The 25,293-nt window shown below is 63.5% G+C and carries 21 protein-coding genes and 1 pseudogene; 11 read left to right on the top strand and 11 right to left on the bottom strand.

Features of this window, described 5'->3' with window-relative positions; all coding sequences use genetic code 11:
- Window positions 1-2: 2 nt before the first annotated feature.
- From HQ394_RS05965 to HQ394_RS05975, 3 genes are all read right to left on the bottom strand, one after another.
- Window positions 3-1,022, bottom strand: a complete 1,020-nt coding sequence (locus tag HQ394_RS05965; protein WP_190262503.1) for an SPOR domain-containing protein — start codon at window positions 1,020-1,022, stop codon at window positions 3-5.
- On the bottom strand, window positions 1,022-2,800 hold the full coding sequence (argS, locus tag HQ394_RS05970; RefSeq protein ID WP_190262504.1) for an arginine--tRNA ligase: 1,779 nt from the start codon (window positions 2,798-2,800) through the stop codon (window positions 1,022-1,024). The genes HQ394_RS05965 and argS overlap by 1 nt, the downstream gene beginning before the upstream one ends.
- Entirely contained in the window at window positions 2,797-3,990 is a 1,194-nt protein-coding gene (locus HQ394_RS05975) for a deoxyguanosinetriphosphate triphosphohydrolase (protein WP_190262505.1), read from the bottom strand. Before HQ394_RS05975 ends, argS begins: the two co-directional genes overlap by 4 nt.
- A gap of 251 nt (window positions 3,991-4,241) precedes the next feature.
- Between HQ394_RS05975 and HQ394_RS05980 the strand changes: the two genes are divergently transcribed.
- The 4 genes from HQ394_RS05980 (at window position 4,242) to HQ394_RS05995 (ending at window position 6,072) form a co-directional block, all read left to right on the top strand.
- Window positions 4,242-4,505: a HesB/IscA family protein gene (locus HQ394_RS05980; RefSeq protein ID WP_317629002.1), complete on the top strand. Its 264-nt coding sequence runs from the start codon at window positions 4,242-4,244 to the stop codon at window positions 4,503-4,505.
- 47 nt (window positions 4,506-4,552) lie between these two features.
- Complete coding sequence (locus tag HQ394_RS05985; protein ID WP_190262506.1) at window positions 4,553-4,786, top strand: hypothetical protein; 234 nt, start codon at window positions 4,553-4,555, stop codon at window positions 4,784-4,786.
- A gap of 78 nt (window positions 4,787-4,864) precedes the next feature.
- Complete coding sequence (xth, locus tag HQ394_RS05990) at window positions 4,865-5,635, top strand: exodeoxyribonuclease III (protein WP_190262507.1); 771 nt, start codon at window positions 4,865-4,867, stop codon at window positions 5,633-5,635.
- Window positions 5,632-6,072, top strand: a complete 441-nt coding sequence (locus HQ394_RS05995; protein WP_190262508.1) for a GFA family protein — start codon at window positions 5,632-5,634, stop codon at window positions 6,070-6,072. The genes xth and HQ394_RS05995 overlap by 4 nt, the downstream gene beginning before the upstream one ends.
- 39 nt (window positions 6,073-6,111) lie before the next feature.
- Here HQ394_RS05995 and HQ394_RS06000 read toward each other — a convergent pair whose 3' ends face one another.
- Window positions 6,112-6,675, bottom strand: coding sequence for a pentapeptide repeat-containing protein (locus tag HQ394_RS06000; protein ID WP_223291888.1), 564 nt, complete (start codon window positions 6,673-6,675; stop codon window positions 6,112-6,114).
- A gap of 918 nt (window positions 6,676-7,593) precedes the next feature.
- Here HQ394_RS06000 and HQ394_RS20680 point away from each other — a divergent pair.
- From HQ394_RS20680 to HQ394_RS06020, 4 genes are all read left to right on the top strand, one after another.
- Window positions 7,594-8,493: an OmpA family protein gene (locus HQ394_RS20680; RefSeq protein WP_317629003.1), complete on the top strand. Its 900-nt coding sequence runs from the start codon at window positions 7,594-7,596 to the stop codon at window positions 8,491-8,493.
- Window positions 8,494-8,837: 344 nt separating this feature from the next.
- Window positions 8,838-9,371, top strand: a complete 534-nt coding sequence (locus HQ394_RS06010; protein ID WP_190262511.1) for a coiled-coil domain-containing protein — start codon at window positions 8,838-8,840, stop codon at window positions 9,369-9,371.
- A gap of 365 nt (window positions 9,372-9,736) precedes the next feature.
- Window positions 9,737-10,480, top strand: coding sequence for a transporter substrate-binding domain-containing protein (locus tag HQ394_RS06015; RefSeq protein WP_456151544.1), 744 nt, complete (start codon window positions 9,737-9,739; stop codon window positions 10,478-10,480).
- 174 nt (window positions 10,481-10,654) lie between these two features.
- Window positions 10,655-11,539, top strand: a complete 885-nt coding sequence (locus HQ394_RS06020) for an amino acid ABC transporter substrate-binding protein (RefSeq protein WP_190262513.1) — start codon at window positions 10,655-10,657, stop codon at window positions 11,537-11,539.
- 80 nt (window positions 11,540-11,619) lie between these two features.
- Here HQ394_RS06020 and ilvD read toward each other — a convergent pair whose 3' ends face one another.
- Complete coding sequence (gene ilvD / locus HQ394_RS06025) at window positions 11,620-13,356, bottom strand: dihydroxy-acid dehydratase (protein WP_190262514.1); 1,737 nt, start codon at window positions 13,354-13,356, stop codon at window positions 11,620-11,622.
- 1,215 nt (window positions 13,357-14,571) lie between these two features.
- On the opposite strand from ilvD, the gene HQ394_RS06030 reads away from it, so the two are divergent.
- Window positions 14,572-15,114 carry a hypothetical protein gene (locus HQ394_RS06030; RefSeq protein WP_190262515.1) on the top strand — a complete coding sequence of 181 codons (543 nt, stop codon included), beginning with the start codon at window positions 14,572-14,574 and terminating at the stop codon, window positions 15,112-15,114.
- The gene (locus HQ394_RS06035; protein WP_223291889.1) at window positions 15,102-15,767 is read left to right on the top strand and encodes a hypothetical protein; all 666 of its coding nucleotides are present in this window, start codon (window positions 15,102-15,104) and stop codon (window positions 15,765-15,767) included. Before HQ394_RS06030 ends, HQ394_RS06035 begins: the two co-directional genes overlap by 13 nt.
- Before the next feature lie 412 nt (window positions 15,768-16,179).
- Here the strand turns inward: HQ394_RS06035 and HQ394_RS06040 are convergent, their stop codons facing one another.
- The 3 genes and pseudogenes from HQ394_RS06040 to HQ394_RS06050 form a co-directional block, all read right to left on the bottom strand.
- Entirely contained in the window at window positions 16,180-17,238 is a 1,059-nt protein-coding gene (locus tag HQ394_RS06040; protein ID WP_190262517.1) for an SMP-30/gluconolactonase/LRE family protein, read from the bottom strand.
- 803 nt (window positions 17,239-18,041) lie between these two features.
- Window positions 18,042-18,185 (bottom strand): annotated as a pseudogene (locus HQ394_RS06045) (co-chaperone GroES); the annotation flags it as partial.
- 1,079 nt (window positions 18,186-19,264) lie between these two features.
- Entirely contained in the window at window positions 19,265-20,062 is a 798-nt protein-coding gene (locus HQ394_RS06050; protein WP_190262518.1) for an SDR family NAD(P)-dependent oxidoreductase, read from the bottom strand.
- 218 nt (window positions 20,063-20,280) lie between these two features.
- On the opposite strand from HQ394_RS06050, the gene HQ394_RS06055 reads away from it, so the two are divergent.
- Entirely contained in the window at window positions 20,281-20,652 is a 372-nt protein-coding gene (locus tag HQ394_RS06055; protein WP_190262519.1) for a hypothetical protein, read from the top strand.
- 45 nt (window positions 20,653-20,697) lie between these two features.
- Here the strand turns inward: HQ394_RS06055 and radC are convergent, their stop codons facing one another.
- The 3 genes from radC to HQ394_RS06070 form a co-directional block, all read right to left on the bottom strand.
- A complete protein-coding gene (gene radC, locus HQ394_RS06060; RefSeq protein WP_190262520.1) occupies window positions 20,698-21,780 on the bottom strand; it encodes a RadC family protein in 1,083 nt (360 codons plus the stop codon).
- Window positions 21,758-22,261 carry a thermonuclease family protein gene (locus tag HQ394_RS06065; protein ID WP_190262521.1) on the bottom strand — a complete coding sequence of 168 codons (504 nt, stop codon included), beginning with the start codon at window positions 22,259-22,261 and terminating at the stop codon, window positions 21,758-21,760. Before HQ394_RS06065 ends, radC begins: the two co-directional genes overlap by 23 nt.
- 358 nt (window positions 22,262-22,619) lie before the next feature.
- Entirely contained in the window at window positions 22,620-25,271 is a 2,652-nt protein-coding gene (locus HQ394_RS06070) for a valine--tRNA ligase (RefSeq protein WP_190262522.1), read from the bottom strand.
- Between the last annotated feature and the right edge of the window lie 22 nt (window positions 25,272-25,293).

Genomic DNA, 25,293 nt, shown 5'->3' on the forward strand with positions numbered 1-25,293 from the left:
CGTCAACGCCCCGGCCGGATGATCAGGCAGGACACGTTACGGCTGGCGAGCGCCGCGCAGAGCGACTGCGCCTTCGCCTCGCTGGCGATCGGCCCGACGCGCAAGCGATAGAAGACCCCGCGATCGCCCAGATCGGCGCGGGCGACAGAACTCGACATCCCACCCAAGACATCGCCATTCTTGGCTTGGATCTTCTTCCAGGCTGCCGAGGCGTCCTCGGCCGAGCGGGCAGCAAGGATCTGCACCTGGAAGTTGCCGCTGGCAGCCGGCGCCGACTTCTGCGTCGGCTCCACCTTGGCCACCGGCTTGTTCACGGGTGGCGTCGGCAGCGGCTTGGCGGTCGCAACCTGCACCGGCTTGCTGTCCGCCGCCTTCGGTGTTGGTTTGGGCGCTGGTGCTGTATGCACCGGTGCAGGTGCTGTGTGCACCGGTGCAGGTGCAGGCGCAGGCGCGGTCACCGGCTCCTCCTCCGCGTCCTCGTCCGGGGCAACCGCGTCCTTGGGTGCGGCATTGGAACCGAGGTAGGTGGGACCCGACGTTGACGAGTGTTCGTAACCCTGCCCGCCATCACTGGCGTGTGGCATCGCCGGCACCGCCGAGGATGATGGCGGCGCTGAGGCAACCGGCGTCTCGTCGAGAGGGGGCCGTTGCGGTTGTTCGGGCGCCGGCAGGATGCGCTCCACATCGCCCTTGCGGCTCTCACCGCGCAGACGGGAATAAACGAGCTTGTCGGCGTTCTCCACCGTCATGCCGCCGGGGCTTTCGGGAGAAACTTTGATCGGCTTTTCATCGGCCTTGATCAGCGGCGGCGGTGCCCCCGCCGAGCTCGCCCCCGAGCTGCCGTGGTCAACGAGCAGCCAGGTGACGCCACTTCCCACCAACGCCGCGGCGATGACACCACCAGCCAGCATCGCCACCAGCGACAGCCGGCGAGGCGTCGCGCCAGGTCGGCCGGCACCGGTGCCTGAGCGCGAACGGCCGTCGATCAAATCGTCATCCGACCAAGTCATTCTATCCGCCATCAGCGCAACTCCTCCAATGGCTCGACGCCAATGACGTCCAACCCTGCTGCGATCACCGTCTGCGTCGCCCGCACCAGTGCCAGGCGCGCGCGTCCNNCCTCCCGGTCATCCGCGTGGATGAACCGTAACCGGGCGTCCTCTTTTCCCTTCGTCCACAGCGTGTGGAACAGGGCCGCGACCTCCTGCAGATAGAAAGCGATGCGATGCGGCTCATGTGCTTCCGCCGCGGCTTCGACGATGCGCGGCCAGCCAGCAAGGCAGCGCATCACTTCCAGTTCCGCCGGCTCGGCAAGGCGGCGCAAATCCGCCTCGGCAAGGCTTGGATCACTGACGGCGTCGGCGCCCAGATCATCGGCTGCCAAGCGCAGCACCGAGGGNNCGCAGCGCGCATGCGCGTACTGGACATAGAAAACCGGATTGTCGCGCGACTGCTCGGTCACCTTCTGGAAGTCGAAGTCGAGCGTCGCATCGTTCTTCCGCGTCAACATAATGAAGCGGAAGACACCACGGCCGACGCGATCAACCACCTCACGCAGGGTGATGAACGTCCCCGCCCGTTTCGACATTTTGACCGGCTGGCCACCGTCGAGCAGGTTCACCAACTGGCACAGCTTGACGTCGAGGCTGCCACCCTCCTCGGTGATCGCCTTGACCGCGGCCTGCATCCGTTTGACATACCCGCCATGGTCGGCGCCCCAGACATCGATCATCAGCGGAAAGCCGCGGCGGAACTTGTCCAGATGGTAGGCGATATCGGCGGCAAAATAGGTCCAGCTGCCGTCCGATTNTTTCAGCGGCCGGTCCACTTCGTCGCCAAAGGCGGTGGCGCGGAACAGGGTCTGCGGCCGTGGCTCCCAATCGTCGGGCAGCTTGCCCTTCGGCGGTTCGAGTACGCCCTCGTAGATCAGTCCCCGCGCTGCAAGAAAGGCCAGCGCGGCATCCACAGCACCCGATCCCACCAGCGCCCGCTCCGAGGTGATGGTCTGGAAGACGATGCCCACCTCGGCCAGGTCCTCGCGAATAAGCGCCATCATCCGCTCGATGGCGAAGGCGCGGAATACCGGCAACCATTCACCTTCGTCCGCCGCCGCCCAGCGCGCGCCGTCTTCGGCGGCCAAGGCGTCAGCCACCGGGATCAGGTAATCGCCGCCGTAAGCGAGCTTGCCCTCGCCGCGCAGCCGGTCCACCGCGTCCACCGTTTCCGCGCCGATGGCGACGAGGTAGCGCAAGCGCAGCGACCGGGCGAGCGCGTCCACCTGGCCACCTGCGTCGTTGACGTAGTATTCGCGGCTGACCGCAAAGCCCGCCTTCTCCAGCAGCGCCGCCAGCGCATCGCCGACCACGGCGCCGCGACCGTGGCCCACGTGCAACGGCCCGGTGGGGTTGGCGGAGACGTATTCGATGTTGATCGGCCGCCCCGCCCCTATGGTCGNATCGCCATAGTGGCGGCCAGCCTGCAGGATGGCGCGGATCACGCCCTGCCAGACGCCGTCGCGCAGCCGCAGATTGATAAAGCCGGGACCGGCCACCTCGGCGGTGGCGATCTCCTCCATCTCCGCCAAATACTGGGCGATCACCGCTGCCAATTCACGCGGCTTCTTCTTTGTCGCCGCCGCCAGGACCATGGCCGCATTGGTGGCGATGTCGCCATGCGCCGGATCCCGTGGTGGTTCGCAGCCGATCCGCGTCGTATCGATCCCCGACGGCAGGTAGCCGTTGGCGGCAAGGGCATCGACCACGTCAACGATGCGCTGGTGAATATGGCGAAAAACGTTCATGAGGCCCGTGTCTGCACGTCAAAGAGGCGCCGGTATTCATCACCGGCGAACCGGTCGGTCATCCCGGCAATGTAATCGGTGACCACCCGCGCCGCCTGCAGCGACTTAGGCGCGCCGGCGCGCCGGCGCCAGTCGGTGGGCAGGCACTCCGGTTCGGCAACGAACAGCTGAAACAGATCCCGCACCAGCCGGCGCGCCTTACTGGTCATCCGGTTCAGCTTGTAGTGACGGTACATGTTCTGACGCAGAAACGCCTTCAGTGCCATATCGTTATCCCGCATCGTCGCAGAGAATCCGGCAACCGGAGCACCGGCGGTGCGGATGTCCGCCACCGACGTGGGCGCCACTTCGGCGATGCGCCGTCCGGTCTCGGCGAGCAGGTCACCCACCATGAGGCCGATGATGCGGCGGACGGCCTCGTGAATCAGCCGGCTGTCGTCGATCCGCGGATAGGCGGCGCGCACCTCGGCAAACACTGGGCCGACCAGCGGCACAGCGGCAAGATCGGCAATGGTGAACAGCCCAGCGCGCAGGCCGTCGTCGATGTCATGGTTGTTGTAGGCGATGTCGTCGGCCATCGCCGCGACCTGTGCCTCGGGTCCGGCATGCGTATCGAGCATCAGGTCATGATCACGGCTATAGTCGACAATCGCCGCGGGCAAGGGCGCATGCTTGCCGCCGGCGAGCGTAGCACCGATGAGAGGACCATTGTGTTTGACCACGCCTTCGAGTGTTTCCCAGGTCAGGTTCAGCCCGTCGAAATCGGCATAGCGGCGCTCCAGACGGGTGATCACGCGCAGGCTTTGGGCGTTGTGATCAAACCCGTCGTAGGGCTGCATCATTTCCTGCAACGCCTCTTCCCCGGCGTGACCGAAGGGCGGATGGCCCAGGTCGTGCGCCAAAGCCAGCGCTTCGGCCAGATCCTCGTTCAGCCGCAGCGACCGACAGACGGAGCGGGCGATCTGCGACACCTCAAGGCTGTGGGTGAGCCGGGTGCGGAAGAAGTCGCCCTCATGGTTGACGAACACCTGCGTCTTGTATTCCAGCCGCCGGAACGCCGCCGAGTGAATGATGCGATCCCGATCGCGTTGAAAACAGGTACGCGTTTTACTTTCCGGCTCGGAATAGAGCCGGCCACGGCTCGCTTGCGCATGCGAGGCCCAGGGCGCCAAGTTTTCGGCGAGCGTCATGACCGGACACTACATGTCGTTGTCCGCGCCCACAACCGCGCCCCGGCGCGATTGCCAGTCGCGGCGGCACACCTTTGACAACGTCCCCGCAACGGATACATAAAGTGCAGAGGTTCAGTGCGTTATCGCACACGCTGAATTTTGGCAGAATGAGGCGATGAGGATGGCGAACAACGCGACAACGACCGATGCCGGGCAGATGCGCATCTCGGATAATGCCGCAAGGCGAATCGCCGCCCTGACCGCGGCCGATGCGAGCGGCAGCATGCTGCGCATCGGTATCCGGCGGCGGCTGTTCCGGCTTCCAGTACGGCTTCACCCTCGACGACAGCCACCATGCGGACGACCTGGTGTTCGAACATCTGGGCTCACGCGTAATTGTTGACGAAGTTTCGCTCGAGTTGCTGAAGGGGGCGGAACTGGACTACGTCGAAGACTTGATCGGCTCCTACTTCGCGGTGAAGAATCCGAATGCCACCTCCACCTGCGGCTGCGGTTCGTCCTTCGCCGTCTGATCAGCTCCATCTGATCGACTCCGGCCACGCTATAGCAAAGGAAATCCATGTCCACCTCTCGCTCCTATGACGTTTTGCTCGCCACCTCATTCGTAAAAAAGGGCTCGCGCGGATACAAAGAGCTGCAACGGATCGCACGCCGCGCCAATCGTGGTGCCGGTGAGCCGGGGCAGAACTTTGCCACCGTCTGGTTGGCCGGCGGTCGCCCGGCGTTCCGCTTTTTCAACGAAACCGCAGCAGCGCAATTCAAGCTCGCGGCGAGCGCCGGCAGCCTCGTCTAGCGCCAGCGCTGGCGCCGATTAAGCGGTGTTGTCGCCCGGGGTGAGCCGCCCCGCATCCGGTGCGGACGAGGTCGGCAGATGAAGATCGCTGCCTGGAACGTCAATTCGTTGAAGGCACGGTTGGCGCATGTGCTGGACTGGTTGCGTGCAGCGGCACCAGACGTGGTGCTGCTGCAGGAGACCAAGGTCACCGATGAAGGGTTTCCCCTCGAACCGCTGAACGACGCCGGCTACAACGTCGCCTGCGTCGGGCAGAAAAGCTACAATGGCGTTGCCATTTTATCGAAATGGCCCATCGACGTCTTGGCGAGGGCGTTGCCCGGCGATGCCGACGACGTCCAGGCACGCTATCTCGAAGCGTTTACTGGCGACGTTCGTGTTGCGACGATCTATGCGCCAAACGGCAACCCCACGGACAGTGCGAAGTTTCTCTACAAGCTGGGTTGGCTGGAACGACTCGCTCACCACACCCGAACCCTTCTGGCCAGCGAAGATGCGTTCGTCCTCGGCGGCGACTTCAACGTCGCCCCAACCGATGACGACGTCTACGATCCGCTCGGCTGGCGTGGCGATGCGCTGTGCCGACCGGAGTCGCGGGCGCAATGGCGGCGCAGCCTGCACCTGGGACTGACCGACGCCATTCGCACCGTCCATCCCGGCGGTCATGCCTATACGTGGTGGGACTACCGTGCCGGCGCCTGGCCGGCCGATCAGGGGCTGCGCATCGATCACCTGCTGCTGTCGCCGCAGGCAGCTGACCGGTTGCAGGACGCTGGCATCGATCGTACGCCGCGCGCCTGGGAGCGGCCGTCGGATCACACGCCTGTCTGGTGCGAGCTGCGGTCGTGAGCGCGGCTACAGGCAGTACCGAGGAGGGTGGCTGTCTCTGCGGCGCTGTTCGCTACCGGATCGAAGGGCCGATCGCCCCCGGCGCCCACTGTCACTGCTCGCTGTGTCGCCGGTCCACCGGTGCCGCCGTTNNAGTCACCTGGATCACCGTTGCGCGCACCGCGTTTCGCCTGCTGTGCGGTTCACCCCAGGTCTACCGGTCTTCAGCGGTGGCGGAACGGAGCTTCTGTGGTCGCTGCGGGACACAACTCACCTTCCGCCACGACGAGGCTCCGGAGGCGATCGACGTCACCGTTGCATCCCTCGATGCGCCCGGCCGGCACCCGCCCGACCACCACATTTTCGCTGCTGACCGCCTGCCGTGGCTACGGCTGGACGAACAGCTGATCGCCTACCAGGGCGAGACACCCCCGCAGCATCGCCGCGGGGATACCTGAAGCGACCAACCGCAACGGCGATCACGATGGCGAACGAGACTACGCGTCGTCTCGCCGCTGCGCCGCCGTGGGCAACCGGGTATCGACGTCGGACTGAACCGCCGCCAGCATCGGCGCACTCAGCCCCCGCGCTGCACTGAGATCGGCGCCGCGGACATCGGCCCCTTCCAGCGCTGCCTCGGTCAGGTCGGCGCCATGCAGATCCGCCTCCCGCAGGTCGGCGCAGCGTAGGTCAGCTCTCCGCAAATCCGCATCATGCAAGTCCGCCCAATGCAGAAAGGCCTGTTGCAGGCAGGCAGCGGTTAGTCGCGCGCCATGCAGATCGGCGCCATCGAGGTCGGCGTCGTGCAGATCGGCACCTTCGAGGTTGGCGTCGTGCAGATCGGCATCACGGAGGCTCGTTCCCCGCAGATCCGAGGCGTGCAGGTCGGCGCCATGCAGATCGGCACGCTCACCCGCTTCCCAGCCCGAGCCGATCCACTCTCGATGGTGTTGCAGGATGTCTTGCAACGACGCCCGCGCGCCTGCGTCGACAGGCCGCGCCGGACGTAGCTGCTGGACCTCCTCGCGTGCTTCGACGCGGATCGTTTGCTCACTTTGCATTACTTTGGCCTCCATTTGCCCGCAGCCGACTCATTGTCATCCAACCACAACTAAGGATAGACCATACCGATTCGTTTCGCCAACTCTTGCGACCGCATATGCTTGAAATCCGCGCCAGGGTAGAGCGCCGCCGCTGCAGAGGACCAACGACCTATTGTGGCTGATCCGCAACATGTGCGGCGTTTTTGCCAGAACGCGCAAAGTTATTTTGCAAAGCCTTGACAGGCATGTTATTTGCGTCAATCCTTTTACTCTTGATAGCTACGCAACTAAAGTCCTTACTCCGAGTTCAAGCAATGATGTGAGTTAAACTCTCATCGTTGGGCAGTCTTGAAGCATAACTTTGGCTTACTATTCTGGGCTGGTTTGTGAGTTTCGCTTAACTAGCTAGACATCGTCCTGGACAAAAAGACTTATTGGCGACAAAGATTGATTTAGGGATAAACGATTTATCCGCTTGTCCTCGCGCTATCCCTCGGACTATCGAGGTCTTAATTTTGCTTTTTGGTGGTGATGGGTGTGACTTGCTGATCAGGCCAGGAGTTGAGCAAAATAGTCTGTCGGCAGTGGTCGCCATCGGCGCACCATCATCGCTCGCCGTTCACGTGTCGCTTGCCACCGGCCATCTGCTTTGCCCGGCGACAGCGCCAATCCGTACCCGTTCACCGACGGGCAGACTACCCTCCCGCTCGCGAACCGATCGAGCTGCTAACCACGATCGGCCGGAGTGTGAGGTTTTGCCCCTGCCAACCACCATCCACGAGACGCATAATCATCGCAAAGAGTTCCATGCTATCGTCGATCGTCAAGGCAAAGGGTACCGGGAAGAGAGGGACAGCCAGTGCAGTCTCGCCGGCTTCTTCCCATCTTCGTTTGTGCATCAACAAGTCATTTCCAGCTGGTCAGGGAGACTTGAGCATGTTTAGGGGTTGGAAGGTAGCCGCCAGCTTAGCGGTTGTGCTTGCCGTAACAGGCTGCTACGGCTACAAGTACAATCAAGTTAAGGGTATGACGGCTTCGGGCTCGGCGTTCGACAAAGCTTTGTTCACTGAGTACCAGAATGAATCCAAGTCTGAGTTCCTCCAGGGTAATAACCAGAGCTCGGACCTATGGGCCGAAAAGGCATCTCAGGCCGCTGCCGGCAAAGCGCCGCAGCCAACGGCTGTGAGCGACTGGCAGTTGCCGTCTGCCATCGGCACCGAAGTGACTTCGATGCGGCAACGTTTGATGACGTTGCTGGATAAGGGTTGCCAGAACACGGCACCGGTCGAGATGGCCAAGGCGCAGATGGGTTACGACTGCTTCGCCGAACAAACGCGCGTGCAGGAGAACTTCCAGCCCGACGACATCGCCGCTTGCCGGACGAAGTTCCTCACCAACATCGCCAAAGCCGAAAAGTCCTGCGCGCCGAAGAAGGCCGAAGCACCGATGAAGCCGAAAGACTTCCTCGTCTTCTTCGACTGGGATAAGTACAACCTGACGCCCGACGCGTTGAAGATCATTTCTGACGCCGTCACCGCCGCCAAGGCTGCCGGCGCGAAGACGATCAAAGTCACCGGCTTTACCGATACCTCGGGTTCGCCTGCCTACAACCAGGCACTCTCAGAGCGTCGTGCGCAGTCGGTCGCGGCACAGATGATCAAGCTCGGCATTCCGGCAACCAGCATCGTGACGCTCGGCCGCGGTCAGAACGACCTTCTGGTCCCGACCGCCGACAACGTGCGTGAGGCGCAGAACCGCCGTGCCTCGATCGGCTTCCCGAGCGTAGGCGCCAGTTCCGACGGCCGTCAGTTCGTTCATATCGACGTCGTCAATTAACCGCCTTTCGGCCGACACTTAAGTCGACCGTCCGAGACGAGGGACGCTGCTCCATTGGCAGCGTCCCTTTTTTCATCACCAACCCTATCTGCGGCCTTTCCTTCATTGGCTACGAATACCTCGTTTCGGCGACCAGGTCCGCCCTGGCCGCAATCGATGATTTCGCCGCGACTCGCTTAACGCATTGACATCATCCCCAGACACCGTCTATGCGGTGCCCCCAATCGTCTGCGACATGTGCTTGTCGCCGGACGTCACCGTTTCTCTGCGCACTGACTGCGGAGTGTACGGGCTGTATTGTCGCCGTATCGCCATTGATCCCACGCTCTGGTTAGGCCATCACCTTGGCGTTGTCTGCCGTTTCTCCTATTCCCGATGTTGTGCGCGGTCTTGATGCCGTTGCCGTCGCCTTGTTGTCACGGGAAGGCGGATTGTGGGATGCCAATCGCGGCTTCCTCGCGCTGTTGCGCGGTGTCGATCTGGTCGGCGAGTTGACCGACGTTCGCCACGTCTTTGCCAACCCCGAGTTCGACCGCCTGTTGACGCGGCAGGCTGATCCGGTCGAGGGCGTTATTTTCCGCGGCGTGATTACCCTGCGTGACGCAACCGGGCGGATAACCCCGCTGCGCGGTGCCGTCTTCGCCCACGACCAGGATCTGCTGCTCGTCGCCGAGCACGACATCCGGGAAATGACCACCTTGCGCAGCAAGCTCAACGCCGTCAGTGATGATCTGGAGGCGCGGGTCCGCGAGATCGAGCAACTGCAAAAGGAGCTGGAGGTCGCACGCGGCCTTGCCTCTGCTGCGTTACGGGACCGGGACGCCCTGCTCGATACCCTCACCCGCGACATCTCACCGCGAACGCCGCGGGGCTATTAAGGGCCGCTGCCCGCATGGGTGGCTCCGCGTCGCCGCGAATCGTCCACCTGCCCCGTCGCCGTTCGCCGCACCCTGCCTGCTGGGCATCGCCGCCATTCGCCTGCCTGCTCTCCGCGCGACAAGGTCACCCGGTGTCCTTGCGCCTGAAATCCACGCCACTTGTTCCTATGCATCCTTGCAGCAAAAGAGCGCTTGCGGCGAAGCATCGGGCATGCAAGACAACCGTAACAGATCTTTTCCACTTGCTGGCTTTTTTGCCCCTTCGAGTGAGGCTCCCCATGCGGTTCAGTCTGCCGGTTGCGTTTGCTGCCCTGCTGCTCTTCAGCGCTGCCACTGCCGTTGCCGGCACCCCTCAGGACACGGTCATGCAAGCGGCGACCGCTCGCAACGCGTTCAAAGCCGCGGTCGTTCCGGACCAGCTTCCTCTCGCCACGGTCGACGCCGATGGCAAGATGCATGGCTTCGATATTGACGTGGCAGAGGCACTGGCAAAACGACTGGGGCTTCCTGTCCAGTTCGTCACGCCGGGATGGTCCAATATCCTCGCCGGCGAGAGCGCCAAGCCGTGGGATTTTGCCGTTGCTTCGATTACGCCCACGCCGCGGCGTGAAAAGCACCTCAGTTTCCCGGCCTTGTATCGCATGGATGCCGCCGTCGTCGTCGTTCGCAGCGGCGAGACGAAATTTGAACGGCCGCAGGATGTGTCTGGCAAGACGATCGCCGTCAAGGCGAAGACGACCTTCGAACGCTACCTGCGCAAGGACCTGAACCTCGACGAGGGTGGCGCGGACATCGCATACGTGATCGAAAACGCCAAAGTTACACCAGTGGCAAGTAACGGTGACGCCCTCAAGGCTCTGGTGAACAAGAAAGCCGATGCAGCGTTAACGACGCTGCCATCNGCCGAGGCGGCGAAGAAGGACGGCATGCCAATCCGCGTGCTGGGCGGGTTCCTTTATTTCGAGCCGGTGGCAGTGGCGACCCACAAGGGCGATGCGGAATTTGATCAGAAGGTCGCCGACGCGGTCGAAAGCCTGCGGCAGGATGGCACGCTTTCGGCGCTATCCACCAAATGGTTTGGCATCGACCTGGGTTCGGTCATTCCTTAAGAGCGTAGCTGCCACCTTCGGGGCGAAAGCAGATGCGACCATTAACGTCGCATTGGCCCTATCGCCCCCAAAATCAACCAAGTCGCGAGCCACGCGGCAGATGGGTGTTCGTTGTTGGGAGTACATGATCGCTGCGAACGCCCATGCGTATCATCCTGTTTTTGGAGGAGCAACATGAAGCGTCTATTGTTCGCTGCAGTGGCTCTGTTTGCTGGCCTCGGCGCCGCGACCACGGCCAGTGCAGGACCAACCCTCGACCGTATCACCAGCACAGGGCAGATTTCGCTCGGCTATCGCGACTCCTCGCCGCCGTTTTCGTCGGTCGATCCCGCGACCGGCAAACCGGTGGGCTATGCCATCGATCTTTGCCTGCGCATCGTCGATGACATCAAGACCACGCTTAACCGTCCGGACCTGACGGTCCAGTTCGTCCCGGTTACCGCCGAGAACCGCTTCAACAAGGTAGCCGGCATCGAGACGCCGCAGGTTGATCTCGAATGCGGCAATTCGACGATTACCATCGCGCGGCAGAAACTAGTCAATTTCAGCTATATGACCTTTATCACCGGTGGCGCGCTGATGATTCCGGCGAAGTCCACGGTCAAGCTGCTGCCTGATCTGGCGGGGAAGAAAGTTTCGGTGGTGAAGGGAACCACAACTGAAACCGAGTTGCGTTCGCGCCTCAATGACGCCGGCGTCAAGGCTGAGGTCGTCCTCGTCGACGATCATGCGGCCGGGGTCAAACTGCTGGAGAAAGGCAAAGTGGCGGCGCATGCGGCGGATCAGTTGGTCCTGATCGGCCTCGCCCTTGAACCGGCCAACCGTGGCAAGTTCGCCCTCGCACCGGAGTTGTTCAGCTACGAGCCCTACGGCTTGGCGACACCGCGTGGCGATGACGACTTCCTACTGATGGTCAACTCGACGATTGCCCGCCTTTACCGCACCGGTCAGATCCAGACCTACTACAATCAGTGGTTTGGCGATTGGGGCGGCCGGCCAAGCGCGCTGCTGATTGCCATGTTCGCCCTGTTCGGCATCCCTGAAGGCACACCGCAGTAGGCAACGAACCACTTCAGGATACCAAACCACCAGCGCGCCGCCGGGACGCTTGCCGTCCGGCGGCGCGTTTCTATTTCTGGTCAAATATCAGCGTAGACGTGCGTTTCGGCCCGCGCACCGGGGTGGGTGACCGCGCCGAGACAGGCATCCCCCACCGTCTGCGCATAGCGCCACAGCGCGCCCGACTGAAAATCGTGCGTCCGTGGTGTCCAGGCCTGCCGCCGTTCAGCGAGTTCGGCAGCCGACACCTCCAGTTCGATCGTGCCCTTTTCCGCATCCATGCTGATCATGTCGCCGTCGCGGATGAGCGCGATCGGCCCGCCGACCGCCGCTTCCGGCCCGACATGGCCGACACAAAAGCCGCGCGTCGCCCCGGAAAACCGACCATCCGTAATGAGCGCTACCTTGCCGCCGGTGCCCTGACCGTAGAGCGCCGCCGTCGTCGACAGCATCTCGCGCATGCCGGGACCGCCGCGCGGTCCCTCGTAGCGGATGATCAGCACGTCGCCTTCCTTGTAGTCACGACGGTCGACGGCAGCGAAACAGTCCTCCTCGCTGTCGAAACAGCGCGCCGGACCGCGGAACTGCAGCGACGGCAGCCCGGCGATCTTGACGATCGCCCCCTGCGGCGCCAGTGACCCCTTGAGGCCGACGACGCCGCCCGTCGGTGACAGGGGGTTCGCGGTGCTGCGGATCACGTCCTGGCCATCCGGCAGGACGATGCCGGCAAGATTTTCCGCCAACGTCCGGCCGGTAACGGTGATGCAGTCGCCGTGCAGGAAGCCGCCATCCAGCAGTGCTTTCAACAACACCGGCACCCCGCCGACATCGAACAGGTCCTTGGCGACATAGCGCCCGGCCGGCTTCAGATCGGCGATGTAGGNGGTGCGGCGGAAGATGGCGCAGACGTCGTCGAGATCGAAGTCGATCCCCGCCTCGTGGGCGATCGCCGGCAGATGCAGCCCGGCGTTGGTCGAGCCACCGGACGCCGCCACCACCGTCGCCGCATTCTCCAGCGATTTACGGGTGACGATATCGCGCGGCCGGATGCGTTGCGCGAGCAGGTTCATCACCGCTTCGCCCGAGGCCTCGCACAGCGCGTCGCGCGATTCATAGGGGGCCGGCGCGCCCGACGATCCGGGCAACGCGAGGCCGATCGCCTCCGAAACGCAGGCCATGGTGTTGGCGGTAAACTGGCCACCGCACGAGCCGGCGGAGGGACAGGCGACGCTTTCGAGCAGGCACAGGTCAGAATCCGACATCTTGCCGGCGGAATGGTTGCCGACCGCTTCGAAAACGTCCTGCACCGTGACGTCGCGACCCTTGAAACGGCCGGGCAGGATCGAGCCGCCATAGATGAACACCGACGGCACGTTGAGGCGGACCATCGCCATCATCATCCCCGGCAGCGACTTATCGCAGCCGGCGAGCCCGACAAGGGCATCGTAGCAGTGGCCGCGCATGGTGAGTTCGACGGAATCGGCGATCACCTCGCGCGACACCAGCGACGACTTCATCCCGGCGTGACCCATGGCGATGCCGTCGGTGACGGTAATCGTGGTGAATTCGCGCGGTGTGCCGCCGCCCGCCTTCACCCCCAGCTTCACCACCTGTGCCTGGCGGGCGAGCGAGATGTTGCAGGGCGCCGCCTCGTTCCAGCAGGTGGCGACGCCGACGAACGGCCGGTCGATCTCCTCCCGGCTCAGCCCCATCGCATAGTAATACGAGCGATGCGGCGCCCGCTCCGGCCCCACCGTCACATGACGACTGGGCAGTTTGGACTTATCGAACACGGGTCGGCGGATATCATCGGGCATGGCAAGGGTCTTCTTTCTCGGTCCTGATCGCCGGGCACCTTAGGTCAGCGGCGACGCGATGCCTAGCCGGGAGTTGGGATGGGGCGCGGGGAGAAGAGCACAATGGGGAGGAGAAGCGCCGTAAATCGCCAGTTGCGTCGATTCGTCTGGGTACAATGCGGACTTCCGGAGCAGCGGTGTTGAAGGAGGAACGGACCTTGAATGGTTGATGTAACCTCGCACAAGGGCGGATCGAGATCCGCCGCATGTCGCAATCCGCGTCCGCGGGGCACGACGCAAGGCTGTATCGGATGGCAAAGAGACGAATTCTGATCAATGGCGATCCGGCCAGCCGAGACGTGATGGCAGTCTGCGCCATTCGGCGGATCTCGATCCGCCCTATGCGGGCTTCTCCTTGCTCGGCGCCAAGCGGAACCCGCCTTGCCTCATCCGGCGGTCGGTCCGACGGACGGGCGCCGGCGTCGGCGAGCGATGTCGCGGCATCCGTGTCGGTGACGACCAGTGTCGGCTTCGGCAGTAGAGGCGGAGATTGAGCGCGGCAGTCTTCGAACGCGAGAGCCACCGAACTCGACGAACCGCCAGCGGCGATCGCATCCGCCGCCGCCCCACCCAACCCTGCGCCGACACCGTACGGAATCGATGACAATTCGGCCTGACGCAGATCTTCGACCGACCGGAGGCAAACGACGTCTCCTGGCCGCAGAGCCAGCTGGGTTGGGACGTCCGTGGTTCGGACCAGTTTGCGCGTCCGCCAGTGCCACGTTAGGGCGTGCACGCCCGACGGCAGGTCAATTAGAAAGTATTCACCCGCGTTAAGCGAGCAAACGCGCGTTCCGTCGATCGAGTAGTCGCCCGGCGTGTGGCCGACGTCACCCCAAACAAGGGAACGCTTCTGGCCATTCAGAACATAGACACGCGCCATCCCCGATGGCGCACGAAAGGCAAGCGCGTTCGCCGGTTGCTCGTTGGATGCTCTCGGCATCTCGGCGGCCGTCGAGCAGGCAGCAACCCCATTCCAGCGACCTCTGAGCAGCGCTCGTGCCACCACGCCCCTCGCACTCAGTCGACCACCGATGCGCCGTCAGAACAACCTATAATATACGTTATCTGATATGCTTTTCTCGTATATAGCGCGTGAGGGGAAAAGGAGCGATACTTGTACGATGCTAAACTAGGCGTTGGGTGCGAGGTCGACCCGGAGCAGGGGGGCAAGACATGTTGGAAGAACTCGCTTATCGCTTCTTGGAGCAAGGCTACACTGTTCGTTATCTCACCGGCTCGGGGGCAGTCGTCCTGGGCGGGACGGTGGCGGCGCTGGTGTGGACGGAGGTCGGCCGGTTGCAACGCGCTCCCTACTTTGCGTTGTCGGCGCTGCTGCTACTCGCCTCCGCAGTCGTCGAGTCAGTCCAGCTGGCGCAGCCGCAAATGGCGGCGGCCGGCCTTCTCTGGGCAATCCTGCTCATTGACATGTTGCGGTTGCTGGTCTTCGGCTTTCTCTACGGCGTCGTCGCCATGGCGCGGTCGCAGGACGCTTACGGGACGCGAGGATATGCCGTCCTCGCCTTCGCTCCCGTCGCCAACTTGATTTTGCTCTTCAGACCATCCAAGGATGACGCCGCGGCGGGAGGAGCCTGGGCTGTCGCGCTGAGGGGCAGACGCGGAGTGGTCTGTGGTCTGTTGGCTACCATGGCTGCCTTCCTTGCAATCGAAGTACAGCGCCGAGCGGGGACGAAGTGTGGGCACACTTGCCGGCGATGATTGAGAAGCAAGGGCTGGAACCGGCGTTGCGTCGTGTCGCCGAAATGGTCCGCACGCCGGAGAAAGTCGACTCGGTGACGACGCTGCGGCGCATCGAGGCGGAGGGAGCGACGTTGCGGTTCGTCTTCGACGTGACAGTCGATGCGGCGCAGATCCCAGAGTCGATGCGGGCGGCGATGACCAGCAACGCGTGCAATCGCCCCGCGCTTCGCCCCGCGCTCGCCTCCGGGGCGACAATCGAGTGGGTCTACGTCGGCAGGGGCAGCGGTGCCATCGGCACGATCAAGGTGACCGAGCTGGATTGCGCTGGCCGCACTCCCCGGCAGGAACCAACCAAGGACGAAGTGCTCAGGGAAAAAATCGTTGGCTCATGGTCCGAGGGAATATCGCCATACACGATTGCCACTTTTTCGCAGGGCGGGGGCTATAAGGGAGTGGCGTACTCAACATCAGAAAAGCGGGATATGCTTTTGTCGGGGGAAGGTACTTGGTGGATTAAAGACGGTGTACTTTACAGCAAGGTAAACAAGATGAATCCACCTACTTTTCCCCTCGATAAGGTCTATGTCGACAAAATAGTCGACATCTCGGACGAGACGATGACCCTTATCGATATGAGTGGGCAGAAGTATACGAAAACGAAAATTCCATAAATCCCGGGCACTGAAGTGGGAGCATAATCGTATCCAATAAGATCCAAGCTGACAGGTTGGGGGAGGGGGAATGTAGTCTACGAGCGTTGACATTGGAGTATGGGGCGAGAAGACGAGAAGATTATCCGCAAGCAGGTCGGGGTGTTGTGGAGTTGGCAAAGTCGCCCGCCAACGTCAGCCAAGGCTGCCAGAAAGCCGTAGCCCAGATGAAATTCGGGACACGCGGCTGTGCCGTCGCGATCGAAACGTCCGTCGGATCGGCACCCCCTTCGGCCGCAGCATGCCTCCAACCCTTCCGCGGTAGCGGGGCCGGGCTCCCCGGATTTCATCCGGGCTACCACGGCTCGCTGTCCGAAGGACAGCGGACATCCGCGAAAGAATGAATGAAACGACGCACCTGGGATATTGCCCCCTACCGTCCCACACTCACCGGGGCGAGCGGCTGGAAGCGGACGATGTAGTAGGGAGGCGACGCGTCGTTGACGCCGGCGTTGAGCTGCGGTGTGCGGTGGAGTTTGTTGACGGTGACATACATCCAGCCGTCGGGGCCGGCGGCGATGGCGTCGGGCCAACTCACCTTTTCCGCATCGCTGAACAGCAACTGATACTGGCCGTCCGCTGTTGTCGCGCCGATGCCGCTCGCCTGCACGTCGGTGACGTAGACGTTGCCGGCGTTGTCGATGGAGATGCCGTCGCTGGGTGGCTTCGGGCCGAACCGCTCCACCCGCTGCGCCAACTGCGACTCATCGAGCGACGCATCGAGCAGATCGGCGGTGCGCACGCGGTAGAGCGACGTCCCGTGCATCGCGCCGAAATAGACCCACTCGTTGGCCACGTCGATGGTGATCGGATTGACCGCGACGCGCGATTCGACGATCTCGCCGTTCGCCTGCCTTGCCCGCACCGGCCGATCGTCGATCATCATCGCCACGTCTTCGGCGCTGGTCCTGGCATGGCCGGCCAACAGCCGCCGCGCCTGCCCCGTTTCCGCCGCGACGACGACGATGGCACCACCGTGCGCGCCCTGGCCGAAGTCGGCGATGTAGAAGGCGCCGTTGGTCATATCGACGGCAAAGTCGTTGAGAAACGATCCTTCCACCGACGCCGGCGCCGGGATCGGGATGACCCGCGCCAACTGATCGGTGCGCGTGTCCCAGCCGATCAGCCTTGGCGGCTGTGAGCCGTTATCTAGCATCCACACCACCCCCACCGGATCGCTGTGGATGCCCAGCACCGCCTGCATGCCGATGCCGTCCGGCCCGGGTGCGCTCGCCCACTCCGCGTTGGGAAAGGGCCTCGTGCTGCCGTCGGCAAGCACTTCGACCACCCGATAGGTCGGATTGTAGAACTGGTGCTGACTGACGATGATCCGGCCGTCGGGGGTGATCGCGATGTTGCCTGGCGCCTGCTGCAAGGTGGCAAACGTCTCGAATGACGGATTGGCGTCCGTGTCATCGGCGCGTGCGTCCATTAGGCCTGCCTCCCCACTGAGCAGCAGCGAGAATGCAAGCACAGCGCCATATACTACGCGATGGGGGCAACGCATCCTCAACGTCTCCTGTCCTGGCCGTGAACTATCAGCTTGCCTGCGGATGGTCTTAGCCTCCGGCAGCCGGATCGGCAATCGCCGTGCGCCGGCGGCACTCACCCCACCTCAAGGCGATCGAGAAACGCCTGGAAGCCAGGATTGGCACGAACCGCATTCAGCTCGGCATCGTTTTCGAGATAGGCACGCGACGGCAGCGTCTGGTGATCGAGGGCGACAGCGAGCCAGTCGAGACTTTTCTGCACTTCGCCGCGAAAGGCGGCGACGCGCGCCAGCCGATAGGCGGCAACGCCGGGGCGAATCGCCTCGGCCTGAGTCAGCATGTCCTCTGCCTTGGCGAGCAGGTCCGCCGCCGCCGTCCCCTCTTTGGTTTGTGCCCAGCGGAAAAAGGTATTGCCGAGGTTGGCGAGGGAGACGTGATCCTGCGGCTTCATCTCCAGCGCGCGCTGATAGGTCTCCACGGCCTCCTGAAACAGGGCTTCGGCTTCCGCTCCTGTCTTGGTCCGGGCAAGGCGGCTCAAGCTCTTGGCCCTGCCGAAATAGGCCCCGGTGATCGGTACGGCGAGACCGTTCAGGTGCGGCGCAGCAGCCGAGGCCCGTAGCGCCAACACCTTGTCGTAGTCGCCGGTGATCAACGCCGTCCACGCCTCGCCGACCACGTCGGTGGGGCCGGGCTCGGCGGCGTCCAGTCCCAGCGACTCCAGCGCCGACTTCATGATAAGGAGGTCTTCACCATCATCCTTGATTCCGATCACCTCCCCTTCTTGCGGCTTTTCTTTTGCGGTGTCGGGAATAATGATGCCGCCCTTGGCCTTTTCCTCACCTTCGACCTGCTTGACTACGACGCGGTCTTGCAGTGGTCTGAGCGCGATGGCGATCCCGAACGGCCCCGGGGCGGCCGGCGCAGCAGGCGGCGGCGGCGTGGGTACCACCGCATCTTCAAACCGAGTGATTGCGTCGCGGATCCAACCCCGCGCCCGCGCCGCCCAGTCGAGGTCCACCTCCTCGCCCGGCAGGCGAAAGCCGGCCAGTGTCGCATAGCACTCGAGCAGATGGCTGAAGGGCTTGGCGAAGAATCCGGGCGGGAAACACCCCAGTTTCGCCGCCAGCTGGACAAGAAAATTGTCGGGATCGTAGTCGGAAATCCAGTAGGCATCCTTCGCCGTATCGAGCAGCGCCGCCTTCACCGCCGCCGACGGTGGGTCGCTGCGATAGCCGACCCAGAACAGGCGATTGGGAAAATGCGGCCGATCCGCCAGGACGCGAAAAACCGGATCGTTGGCGCCGGAGTAGCCAACCACCAGCCACGTTCGATCGTGCGCCGTATCATCGAACAGCGGTTTGATGACCTTGGCCAGCGCCTCCACATCCTCTTCCCGGTGCAACTGGACGAAGCCGTCACGCTGGCCATGCAGGTGAAAGACGGCGCGGTCGCGGACGAAGTCCGACAGGAAGCCATCGCGAACCACCGCCATGTCGTAGACGGCAGGAAACAGGTTGACCAGTGCACAAGCCCGCATCACCAGCGGATCGAAGTTGGTGGTCAGCACCCGATCGACGTAGCCGCCCCGCATCAGTTGGGCGATGGAGATGTGCGCCCAGTTGATCTTTGCCTTGTCGATGAACTCGCTGATCAGGTCGTGGCGGTCGGCGCTGCTGAGTTCCGCCATGCAATGCGGGTAGGTCTTCTCCGCCGCGTGCTCATAATCGCCTGGATAGCGTTGACGAATTTCCTCAACGAAACCCCGCGCCAGCGGGATGCCGGCCTGCACCGAACAGCCCGCACCCATCAGCAGCGCACAGCTTCTGTTCCTGGCTTTGTTTTTCTTCAGCTGTGCGACGACATCGTCAAGGGTTCTCGCCACTGCCATGACGCCTCCCATCGGCCCTGCTTGCCCCGTTTGTAGCAGCGGAGCAAACACGGCCCCCGTATGTCAAGTCGCTATGCCGGCTAGACGACACCTCGCAGCAGGCCGCCTTCCACCCGGAGCGCCGCGCCGGTGGTGGCCGAAGCCTGCTCGGAGCAGACGTAGACGACCATGTTCGCCACTTCCTCCACCGTTGCGAGCCGCTTGATCAGCGATGTGGGCCGGTGTTCGGCAATGAACGCGGCTTCGATCGCCGCAAGACTGCCGCCGCCTTCGCCCGCCATCTTGCCCAAAAACTCGATCACCCCCTCGGAACGGGTTGGCCCCGGCAATACCGAATTCACCGTCACGCCAGTGCCGGCAAGAGTTTCGGCAAGGCCACGGGAAACAGCGAGCTGCGCCGTCTTTGTCATGCCATAGTGAACCATCTCGACCGGAATGTTCACCCCGGACTCCGACGAAATAAAAACGATGCGGCCCCAGTGACGGGCGACCATCCCCTGCAGGTAGTGACGCGACATTCGCACCCCTGACATGACGTTAATCTGGAAGAACCTCTCCCAGTCCTCGTCGCCGATGTCGGCGAAAGGNNGCTTCGGCTCGAAGATTCCGAGGTTGTTGATCAGAATGTCCGCCCGCGGCGCTTGGACGATGAAGGTCGCAACTCCGTCGGCGGTGCCCAGGTCGGCGGCGATCCCGCTCACATCGGCCCCGACAACCTCGTCGCGGAGCCGCGTCACCGCATCGGCCACCCGCGCCTCACCGCGGCCGTTGAGGATAACGCTGGCACCTGCCGCGGCCAGACCTTTGGCAATCGCGAAGCCAATGCCGCCGGTCGAACCACTCACCACCGCGCGCCGTCCCGTCATGTCGATCCGCATGGCATTTTTCCTGTCAATGATGCTCTCGTTCGGTCAGATGGGTATGCAGTCGGATGCAGACAGCATAAACCGGTTCACGATAGCGCGTGCTTCTCCGATTGAGTTTACCATTGGTCCGCGTGTATGAAGTCTAGCCGGTTTGGGGCAATCGAATCGTCAATGGAGGACAGGATGAAAGTGCGTAGGGGCACGAAACGTGCGGTCGCAGTCGGGTGGTGGTGGGCAGCGCCTGGGCAATGACCGCCTGCTCCAGCATCGAACGCCAGGAGACCGAGGAAACCGAAAAACTGCTGGCGGCAGCCGGCTTCAAGATGAAAATGCCCGACTCGCCGACAAAGCTCGCCCAACTGCAGGCTATGAAGCAGGAGAAAATCCTGTCCCGCACCAAGGACGGCACCATCTACTTCCTCTATGCCGACGCCAAGGACTGCGGCTGCCTGTATGTGGGCAATCAGGCCAACTATGATGCCTACCAGAAGCTTTCCGTCCAGCGCGAGATTGCCGTCGCCGATCAGGAAGCGGCGCTGGATGCCGAAGCGTCCCCCGACATGGATTGGGGTGCCTGGGGGTATGGCAATCCGGGCTGGTAACGGTAGGGCAACAGAGCGGGCGATGCGGCAGCGCGCGCATCGCCCTCAGCGGCCGATGATGCCCATCTGACGGAAGCTGGTGTGACCGCGGCGGGAAATGATCAGATGGTCGTGCAGGACGATACCAACCCGGTCGAGCGCCTCCCGCACCTGCTTGGTCATCTCGATGTCGGGCTTCGACGGCGCCGGATGGTTACTCGGGTGGTTGTGCACCATGACCAAGGCCGAGGCATCGAGCGCCAGCGCCCGCTTGACCACCTCGCGGGTGTAGACCGGCGTATGGTCTATTGTCCCTTGTTGCTGCACTTCGTCGGCAATCAGGACGTTGCGGCGATCAAGGAACAGCAAGCGGAATTGCTCCACCATGCGATGGGCCATGGTCGCCCGCAGGTAGGCGATCAGGGCGTCCCAGTTGTCGAGGAGCGGCCGCTCGGTGAGATCTTCGCGCACCAGCCGCGCCGCCAGCACCCGCACCGCCTTGAACAAGGTGATGGTGAAATGATCGACGCCGTCGAATTCCTGCAGTTGCTCGACCGAGGCATTGACCGCACCGGCGAGGCTGCCGAAGCGGGCGAGCAGCGCCTTGGCCAGCGGCTTGGTGTCGATGCGACGAATGCTGAAGAACAGCAGCAATTCCATCAATTCATAGTCGGGAAGCGCGGTTTCGTCGCCGGCAAGGAACCGATCACGCAGTCGCTGCCGATGCCCTAAATAGTGCGGCCGGTTGGCCAGCCCCAGGGCGATCGCCGCGGCGGCATCCGCGAAACCGACGACCGGCTGGGTATTACCGAGCCGCGCCTGCAGTTGCGGTGCAGGATCGGTCCCTCTGAACAGCCAAACCCGCGCGACCGCATCCCAACGGCCACCGGACTCGCGCAGCAGATGGCGATGCGGATGGGTGTCACCGCTAACAATGTACACCGCCTCACCATCGGTTGCGACCCGGCTTGCCAGCTTAAGGCCATGGCGCTGCAGCAGTGACTCCGCGTCCGCAGGGACGCCGATGGCTTCGACCTCAGCCCCGACACAGTCGGCCAGCCCGGCAGGTACGCCGATGGGTTCCGCAGGGAACTCGGCCCCGATCTTGGCGTCAGCGGAAAGCAGCTCAGCGGGCTTGACGCTTGGCATGCCGCCACTCCCACGGCTCGACGAACTGGCTGCGCCAGATGCCGCGCCCGTTGGCGCGGGCATCGGTCTCGTCACCGACGTAATCCATCGCATATTGCCGGTAGGCAAGCGCCCAGCCGCCGCGCACCATCAGCGCATTTAGATCAGTCTCGCCCACGTAGCAGACGCCGATCAGCCGGCCGTAACGATCCCGCTTCGCGCCGCGGCATTCGATCTCACGGCCTTGCGTTGCGTTGACCAGCATCAGCTTGGCATCCGCACCGCAGGCCCAGGCTGTCCCGGAAACCTCGCATTGCTGTTTCGATTCCGGGGCATCGATGCCGGCCAGGCGGACGCGGGTGCCGTCGATATCGAGCGTGTCGCCATCGATAATGATGGGTACGCCGCGCAGATCCTCGGCGATTGCCGGCGAAGCGACGACGCCGGCAACCAGAACGGCAGCGATCGCAACCGTTCGCGCTAATTTCCCAACCACAGCCATGACATCTCGAACCTTCACCAACGCGAGGCGTAGCCGGTTGCCGCACGGCCAACCCCGGTATTGGGGATTAATACCCCAATCAGTGTACCCATTAAGGGGGGAAAATTGAAAGGCCTTAATCAGCCCGTGGCAACAAACGCCGCTTCGCCGGCAGACCGCCGGCTGAAGATCGCCCGGTCTGGCGCCTAACGTCAGCCGAGAAGTTGCAGCAGAAGCCGCAGAAAGATGACCAGCCACGCCGCCAACAGGATGACGGCGAGGACGATCAGCAGCTTCTTCAATAGCTCAGACGCCACGCCGCGGCCCCTCTCGATGCACCATGCGCTGCCTGCCGGCCATCGGTGCTGTTGTCACCGGCTCACAAGGACGCCAGCCGGCGGGCGGCTTCCTCCAGGCGCGAGCGGGCGACGATCGCCTCCGCCCGCTTCTCCCGTTCCGCCTCCACCAGCTCCGCCGGAGCCTTGGCGAGGAAGCCGGCGTTGGCGAGTTTGCGATCCANCCGGGTGATCTCGCCGTCGAGCCGGCCGATTTCCTTGGCCAGGCGCGCCTGTTCGGCGGCGATGTCGATCACGTCGGCCACCTGCAACAGCACCGCCGTCCCGTCGAGAACATCCTGGACCGCGCCCTTGGGTATGCCACCGCTGCTCACCTCGGCCGACTGCAGCCGCGCCAGCGCCAGAATCAGCTCGCGGTAGCGCGCCAAACGGGCGGCCGTTGCCGTGTCCGCGTCGCGCAGCGACAAGGGAATCCGCGCCCCTGGCGGCACGTTCATCTCGGCGCGGACGCCACGCACCAGCGTAATCAGCCGCACCACCCAGTCGATCTCGGCATCGGCAGCCGCGTCGATCCAGGTGGGATCGAAGACCGGCCAGGGCTGACGGATCAGCAAGTTGCCGCCGCGATCGTCGAGCTGCTGGTACAGTTCTTCGGTGACGAACGGCATCACCGGGTGCAGCAGATGCAGAATCTGGTCGAGCGCCCAGGCGGCGATGGCGCGGGTTTCCGCCTGCGCCGCGGCACTGCCGCCAAGCAGCATCGGTTTGGCGAATTCGAGGTACCAGTCGCAGAAGGTGCCCCAGGTGAAGTGGTAGAGAGCGCCGGCATAGTCGTTGAAGCGGTAGCCGTCGAGGGCGGCGGTCGCCCGCATTGCCGCATCCGCCACCTTGCCGACGAGCCAGCGGTTGACGGTCTCGCGGCAGCCGCGCGGATCGAAGTCGGCGACCGGTTTTGCCCCGTTCATTTGGCAGAAGCGCGCCGCATTCCACAGTTTGGTGGCGAAGTTGCGATAGCCCTCGACGCGGCTCGCCGACATCTTGACGTCGCGCCCCTGCACGGCGAGCGCGGTGAGGGTAAAGCGCAGGGCATCGGCGCCGTAGGTCTCGATCAGCTCGAGGGGATCGATGACGTTACCCTTCGACTTCGACATCTTCTGGCCCTTCTCGTCGCGGACCAGGGCGTGGATATAGACGGTATGGAACGGCACCTCGCCCATGAAGTGCAGCCCCATCATCATCATCCGCGCCACCCAGAAGAAGATGATATCGAACCCGGTGACGAGCACGTCGGTGGGGTAGTAGCGGGCGACTTCGGGCGTTTGCTCCGGCCAGCCAAGGGTCGAGAACGGCCACAGCGCCGAGGAGAACCAGGTATCGAGCACATCGTCTTCCCGGCGGAGCGGCGCCGGGTGGCCGTAATGGCGCGCCGCGGCAGCCTCCGCCTCGGTCTCGGTCAGTTCGACGAAGATCGTTCCGTCTGGCCCGTACCACGCCGGGATGCGATGCCCCCACCAGATCTGCCGTGAGATGCACCACGGCTGGATGTTGCGCATCCACTCAAAATAGGTTCGCGTCCACTGCTCCGGCACGAAGCGGGTGCGTCCGTCCTCCACCGCGGCGATCGCCGGCAATGCCAGCTTGCCGGCATCGACGAACCATTGGTCCATCAGCCACGGCTCGACGACGACGCCAGAGCGGTCACCGTAAGGCATCATCAGCACGTGGTCTTCGATCTTATCCAGAAGGCCCAGCGCCTGCATTTCGGCGACGATGGCGTCGCGCGCCTCGTAGCGATCGAGCCCCCGGTATTGCGCCGGGGCGTTGTCGTTCAGCGCCGCGCGGGCATCGAGGACGTTGATCATCTCAAGGCCATGGCGACGGCCGACCTCGAAGTCATTGAAATCGTGCGCCGGGGTGATCTTGACCGCGCCGGTGCCTTTCTCCGGGTCGGCGTGCTCGTCGGCAACGATGGGGATCGGCCGGCCGACAATGGGCAGGATGCAATTGCGGCCGACAAGATGCCGGTAGCGCGGATCGTCGGGATGCACGGCGACGGCGGTATCGCCCAGCATCGTCTCCGGACGGGTGGTGGACACGCAAATGAAAGTGTCGGCTTCACCTTCCACCGGATAGCGGAAGGTCCAGAAGTGTCCCTTCACCTCGCGCTGCTCCACCTCCAGATCGGAGATGGCGGTCTGCAGCAGCGGATCCCAGTTGACCAGCCGCTTGTCGCGATAGATCAGCCCCGCCTTGTGCAGATCGACGAAGACCTTGCGCACCGCCGCCGACAGGCCCTCGTCCATGGTGAAGCGTTCGCGTGACCAGTCGCACGACGCCCCCAGCCGGCGAAGCTGGCCAATGATGGTGCCGCCCGATTCCGCCTTCCACTCCCAGACGCGCTCGATAAAGGCGTCGCGGCCGAGGTCATGGCGGCTCCTGCCGTCCTTGGCCAGTTGGCGCTCGACGACCATCTGGGTGGCGATACCGGCATGGTCGGTGCCCGGTTGCCAGAGCGCATCGCGGCCGGCCATCCGCGCCCGGCGGACCAGGATGTCCTGCAGGGTGTTGTTGAGGGCGTGGCCCATATGCAGACTGCCGGTTACGTTCGGCGGCGGAATGACAATGGTGTAGGGCAGCGCATCGGGGCGGTCACCGCAGGCAAAGGCCTGCGCCTGTTCCCACGCGGCGTACCACCGCGCTTCCACCTCGCGGAATTGGAAGGTCTTCTCTAACATGCGACGAGCTACCCCGGATCAA

It is taken from the genome of Defluviicoccus vanus, assembly GCF_014672695.1.
Lineage (GTDB): Bacteria > Pseudomonadota > Alphaproteobacteria > Rhodospirillales > Defluviicoccaceae > Defluviicoccus > Defluviicoccus vanus.